The 5,776-nt window shown below is 55.8% G+C and carries 5 protein-coding genes; all 5 read left to right on the top strand.

Translation table 11 applies throughout. The annotated features are described in order from the left end of the window. The coding region (locus ACTIKR_RS20080; protein ID WP_442328833.1) for a branched-chain amino acid ABC transporter permease at positions 1 to 913 on the top strand (913 nt) is incomplete at its 5' end. A gap of 17 nt (positions 914 to 930) precedes the next feature. Beyond that, positions 931 to 1,995 carry a branched-chain amino acid ABC transporter permease gene (locus tag ACTIKR_RS20075; protein ID WP_193088334.1) on the top strand — a complete coding sequence of 355 codons (1,065 nt, stop codon included), beginning with the start codon at positions 931 to 933 and terminating at the stop codon, positions 1,993 to 1,995. Positions 1,996 to 2,068: 73 nt separating this feature from the next. Beyond that, positions 2,069 to 3,400: an ABC transporter substrate-binding protein gene (locus ACTIKR_RS20070; RefSeq protein WP_193088333.1), complete on the top strand. Its 1,332-nt coding sequence runs from the start codon at positions 2,069 to 2,071 to the stop codon at positions 3,398 to 3,400. 82 nt (positions 3,401 to 3,482) lie between these two features. Beyond that, positions 3,483 to 4,334 (top strand): ABC transporter ATP-binding protein, encoded by an 852-nt coding sequence (locus tag ACTIKR_RS20065; protein ID WP_193088332.1) that lies wholly within the window; start codon positions 3,483 to 3,485, stop codon positions 4,332 to 4,334. Between the two features lie 9 nt (positions 4,335 to 4,343). Beyond that, positions 4,344 to 5,648: a phenylacetate--CoA ligase family protein gene (locus tag ACTIKR_RS20060; RefSeq protein ID WP_193088331.1), complete on the top strand. Its 1,305-nt coding sequence runs from the start codon at positions 4,344 to 4,346 to the stop codon at positions 5,646 to 5,648. Positions 5,649 to 5,776 lie beyond the last annotated feature (128 nt).

The raw sequence follows: 5,776 nt of genomic DNA, 5'->3' as shown, positions 1-5,776 counted from the left end.
AACGCTTTTTGGTGGTCTGATGGGCGGCATGCTTTATGCGCTGGTCGGACTCGGTTTTGTTCTTATCTTCAAGGCATCGGGGGTGTTCAACTTCGCCCAGGGCGCCATGGTGCTGGTCGCCGCCTTGTCCATGGCACGGTTTTCGGTATGGATTCCGCAATGGCTGGGATTTGAAAATTTGCTGCTGGCAAATATCCTGGCGTTCATTGTCAGCGCTGGCGTCATGGTGCTTTTCGCTATTCTTGTGGAGCGGCTGGTGCTGCGCCACCTGGTCAATCAGGAAGGCACCACGTTATTGATGGCCACGCTGGGCATCAGTTATTTCCTGGATGGACTGGGTCAGATTATCTTCGGCAGCTCGGTTTACTCCATCAATGTCGGCATGCCCAAGGATCCTGCGTTCATCCTGGATTCGGTGTTCGAAGGGGGCATTCTGATCAGCCTGGAAGACCTGACGGCCGCTGTCATCTCAGCAGTGCTGGTGGCGCTGCTGGCGTTCTTTTTCCAGTACACGGCTACAGGGCGCGCGTTGCGTGCCGTGGCAGATGATCACCAGGCCGCGCAATCTATCGGCATTCCCCTGAATCGCATTTGGGTCATTGTCTGGGTCGTCGCCGGCATTGTGGCACTGGTTGCCGGGATTATCTGGGGCTCAAAGTTTGGCGTGCAGTTTACGCTGTCCACTGCGGCGTTGCGTGCATTGCCGGTTGTGATATTGGGTGGGCTCACATCAGTGCCCGGCGCCATTATCGGCGGCCTGATTATTGGCGTTGGAGAAAAGCTGTCCGAAGCCTATATCGGTCCGTTCATAGGCGGGGGGATCGAGATCTGGTTTGCCTATGTGCTAGCGCTGGTGTTCCTGTTGTTCCGCCCGCAGGGTCTGTTCGGCGAAAAAATCATTGACCGCGTGTAAAAGGCAAGGGAATCCATATGTTTTATCGTGAAAACGGTCAGTTCAAAATCAGTTACCGGCAGGATCAACAGATTTTTCCGATCAGGCAGGACCGTATCTTTATTGCGTTATTGCTGATCGTGGCTATCGTTGTCGTGCCGCTTGTGTCTACCAATTACTTCCTGGGCGGGATCATGATCCCGTTTCTGATACTGGCCATGGCGGCTATCGGCTTAAATATTCTGGTGGGCTATTGCGGCCAGATCTCGATGGGCACCGGCGCCTTCATGGCGGTGGGGGCCTATGCCGCATGGAACTTCGGCGTACGCTTTCCGGGACTGCCACTTATCTTTCAACTTCTGATGGGCGGTGTCTTTGCCACTTTGGTGGGTATTCTTTTTGGCATTCCAAGCATGCGGATACGCGGTCTGTATCTGGCGGTTGCCACGCTGGCGGCGCAGTTCTTTGTAGACTGGACCTTCCTGCGTATTCCATTCTTCACCAATAACTCATCATCGGGCAGCGTGTCGGTGCCACGGCTGGACTTTTTCGGCTTGCCGGTACAAACGCCTTTGCAGAAATATTTGTTCGTACTTGCACTTGTGATAGTCATCGCAGTGCTGGCCAAGAACCTGGTGCGCGGCGCCATCGGTCGTGAGTGGATGGCCATTCGTGATATGGACGTGGCCGCTTCTGTTATCGGGATCCGTCCCATGTATGCCAAGCTCAGCGCCTTTGCCGTCAGCTCGTTCATTGTGGGTATCGCCGGCGCTTTGTGGGGCTATATCCATCTTGGTTCCTGGGAGCCGTCTGCCTTCGATCTGAACCGCTCTTTCCAGTTGCTGTTCATGGTTATTATTGGCGGGCTCGGGTCTATCGTAGGCAGTTTTTTTGGGGCCGCCTTCATCGTCCTGGTGCCCATTATGCTCAACCGGGTTCCCGAAATGCTGGGGCTCTCGCTGGGAGTGGATACGGCAGCGCATATCGAGCATATGGTATTTGGCGCCCTGATTGTATTTTTCCTGATCGTCGAGCCACATGGTCTGGCGCGGCTGTGGAGTATTGCGAAAGAAAAATTGCGGATTTGGCCGTTTCCGCACTAGTGGTGTGCTGTTTGCTGTGCTGGATGTATTCAATAAATAAAACCTATCTGGATGAAAATCCGAGGAGAGAGACATGAAATTGAAAATGAAACAATGGATAGCCGCACTGGGTGTCGCCGGAGTGCTGGGTACGCTGCCGCTACAGGTGCAGGCAGCCGACGAACAATTTATTCCATTGCTGACCTATCGTACGGGTTCGTTCGCGCCGCTGGGTATTCCCTGGGCCGATGGCAAGATTGATTACCTCAAGCTGGTCAATGAGCGCGACGGCGGCATCAACGGCGTCAAGATCGCCTATGAAGAATGTGAAACCGCCTATGCGACAGATCGCGGCGTAGAGTGTTACGAGCGCTTTAAGGCTGCTCACGGCGGCGCGTCGGGCTTTGATTCACAGTCCACCGGTATCACATTTGCGGTTTCGGACAGGGCCCCGAGAGACAAGGTGTCTATCGAAACGGTGGGTTATGGCTTGTCTCAATCTGCAGACGGTTCTGTCTTTAAATGGAATTTTCCGTTGCTGGGTACCTACTGGACCGCGGCTGATGTAATGGTTCAGGACATTGCCAAAAAACTGGGGGGAGAAGATAAGCTCAAAGGCAAGAAAATCGCCCTTGTGTATCATGACTCGCCCTATGGCAAAGAGCCGATCCCCTTGCTCAAGGCGCGGGCCGAAGCCAACGGCTTCGAACTGCAGCTTTATCCGGTGACAGCACCGGGTGTTGAGCAGAAATCCACATGGCTGCAAATCCGCCAGAAACGGCCTGATTACGTATTGCTGTGGAGTGCAGGCATCATGACGCCAACGGCCATTCGTGAAGCGCAGGCTACCGGTTACGCCCGTGACAAGATCTATGCCATCTGGTGGGCCGGGTCAGAGGGCGATGTGAAGGATCTGGGTGAGGTGGCCAAGGGATACAACGCCATTACGATTCACAATACCGGGGAAGCCAAGGGCAAGGTATACGACGATCTGAAAACGCATCTGTTTGACAAGGGCAATGGTTCCAGCAAAAACACCCTGGGCACCATCGCTTACACCCGTGGTCTGGTCATTTCCATGCTGCAGGTTGAGGCCATTCGCACTGCCCAGGAAAAATACGGCAAGGGCAAGCATATGACTTCCGAACAGGTGCGCTGGGGTTTCGAAAACCTGAACCTGACCGAAGCGCGATTGAAGGAAATCGGCTTTGACCAAATCATCAAACCGTTCAAAACTTCTTGCGCCAACCACGTTGGTGAAGACTGGGCCCGGATCGTCCAGTGGGACGGCAGCAAGTTTGTTCCGGCTTCAGATCTGTATCAGGCAGACCAGAAATATGTGGGACCGCTGGTCAAGTCTGAAGCCGAGAAATACGCACAGTCAAAGAAAGTGACTCCACGTGACTGCAGCAAGACTTCTTCCTGAGGGATGAGGAGCGTCCACCCCCGGCGCGGTACGGTGCCGGGGGATGGGCAACCCATCAGACAGCACATAGCGGGATATCAATATGCAAACCACGCCAACTGCAGCAGACGCTGCCGCCAAGCCGGAACCTGAAAAGCTCCTGTTGAACGTCAACGGTATTGAAGTGATCTATAACCACGTTATTCTTGTCCTGCGCGGCGTTTCGCTGGTGGTGCCGGAAGGCAAGATTGTGGCGCTGCTCGGCGCAAACGGCGCCGGCAAGACGACGACATTGCGTGCCGTATCGAACCTGCTCAAAAGCGAGCGCGGCGACGTGACCAAAGGGACGATTCATTACCAGAATGAACGGGTCGACAGTATGACACCGGCTGACCTCGTAAAACGGGGAGTGATACAGGTCATGGAAGGACGTCATTGTTTTGGCCACCTGACCATCGAGGAGAACCTGCTTACCGGCGCCTATACGCGCAAGGTGAGCAAGGGCGACATTCAGGCATCGCTGGATCGGGTGTACCAGTATTTTCCCAGACTCAAACAGCGTCGCAGCAGCCAGGCTGGCTATACCTCGGGCGGGGAACAGCAGATGGCGGCCATTGGGCGCGCTCTGATGGCCGACCCTAAAATGATTCTGCTGGATGAACCATCCATGGGTCTGGCGCCGCAGATTGTCGAGGAAATCTTCGAAATCGTGCGTGACCTCAATACCCGTGAACGGGTGAGCTTTTTGCTGGCCGAGCAGAATACCAACATCGCGCTGCGTTATGCCGACTACGGCTACATTCTGGAAAGCGGCCGGGTAATGATGGACGGCACGGCCCAGGAGCTGGCCAGCAACGATGACGTGAAAGAATTTTATCTGGGCATTGAAAGCGGTGATCGGAAAAACTTTCGTGACACCAAATTTTATCGCCGCCGCAAGCGCTGGCTGGCTTAGGAGCAGAGAATGACTGAGTATTTCGATGCTCTGGAAGTGCGCGATCAGGCGCAGCGCGAGGCCGATCTGTTTGCGGCATTGCCCGCAGCGCTGGCTGCAGCGCGCGAGCGGGCGCCGGCAATTGCCACGCAGTTGCAGGACGTGCCGGTGGACCGCATCACCAGTCGCCAGGCGCTAGCCGCCATTCCGGTATTGCGTAAATCTGAGCTGCTCAAGCGGCAGCATGCGCAACGTACGCAGACCGGTCAAAAGCCCGCCCACGCGGGCCCTGGCCCTGGGGCGGGCACTGTCGTGCAACGCGTCTTTGGCGGTTTTTCAACGATTGGCTGGGGTGACGCGGCGCGTGTATTTGCCTCGCCCGGCCCCATTTATGAGCCCGAGAGCAAACGGGCCGACTACTGGCGTTTCGGTCGCGCGCTGTATGCGGCTGGCTTTCGAGCCAATACGCTGTTGTACAACTGCTTTTCGTATCATTTCACCCCAGCCGGTTCCATGTTTGAAACGGCTGGGCTGGCCATCGGTTGTACGGTATTTCCGGGCGGGGTCGGCCAGACTGAAATGCAGGTGGCAACCATCCATGATTTGCAGCCCGAGGGCTATGCAGGCACCCCCAGCTTTCTCAAACTGATTCTGGAAAAAGCCGACGAAATGCAGATCGCATTGCCGTCATTGAAGCGCGCACTGTTCTCCGGGGAAGCATTTCCGCCGTCGTTGCAGACCTGGTTCGCACAACGCGGGATTCACGGCTATCAGGCCTACGGCACTGCCGACCTGGGCTTGATCGCCTATGAGTCCGAAGCGCGGGATGGGTTGATTATCGGCGAAGATATTGTGCTGGAAATTGTGCGGCCCGGCACCAATGAGCCGGTACCCGAAGGCGAGGTGGGGGAAATTGTTGTGACTACCCTGAATCCCGATTATCCGCTACTGCGTTTTGGCACTGGAGATCTGTCGGCAATCATGCCCGGGCATTCAGCCTGCGGTCGCACCAACAAGCGGATTCGCGGCTGGATGGGACGGGCTGACCAGACGACCAAGGTGCGGGGCATGTTTGTGCACCCGGAGCAAGTGGCCAGAATCGTCGCTCGCTTTGAGCAGATCAACAAGGCCAGGCTGGTCGTTTCCGGTGAAACCGGGCGCGATGACATGACGCTTTTTGTGGAAGTGGACGGCGTGCCCGCCGCAGGCCTGCAGGAAAAACTGGGTAATGTGGTTCGGGAAGAAACCAAGCTGCGTGCCGCCATTGTTTTTGTCGGGGTCGGCGAACTGGCCAATGACGGCAAGGTCATTGAAGATAGTCGCTCTTACGAATAAAAAAGCAAAATAGAACCTGCCTCAGAAGGGCGGGTTCTGCAGCGCCTGCAGCAGGATCTGTTCAAAGTCAGTCACAGGCCTGCCCAGTAACGCCGCGACCGATGTGGTTTTTTCCGGCAGATAGCGTA

The sequence above is a fragment of the Advenella sp. genome, from assembly GCF_052108595.1.
Lineage (GTDB): Bacteria > Pseudomonadota > Gammaproteobacteria > Burkholderiales > Burkholderiaceae_B > Advenella.
The sequence above is the reverse complement of the archived record's forward strand: the minus strand, read 5'-3'. Positions and strand labels throughout refer to the sequence as shown.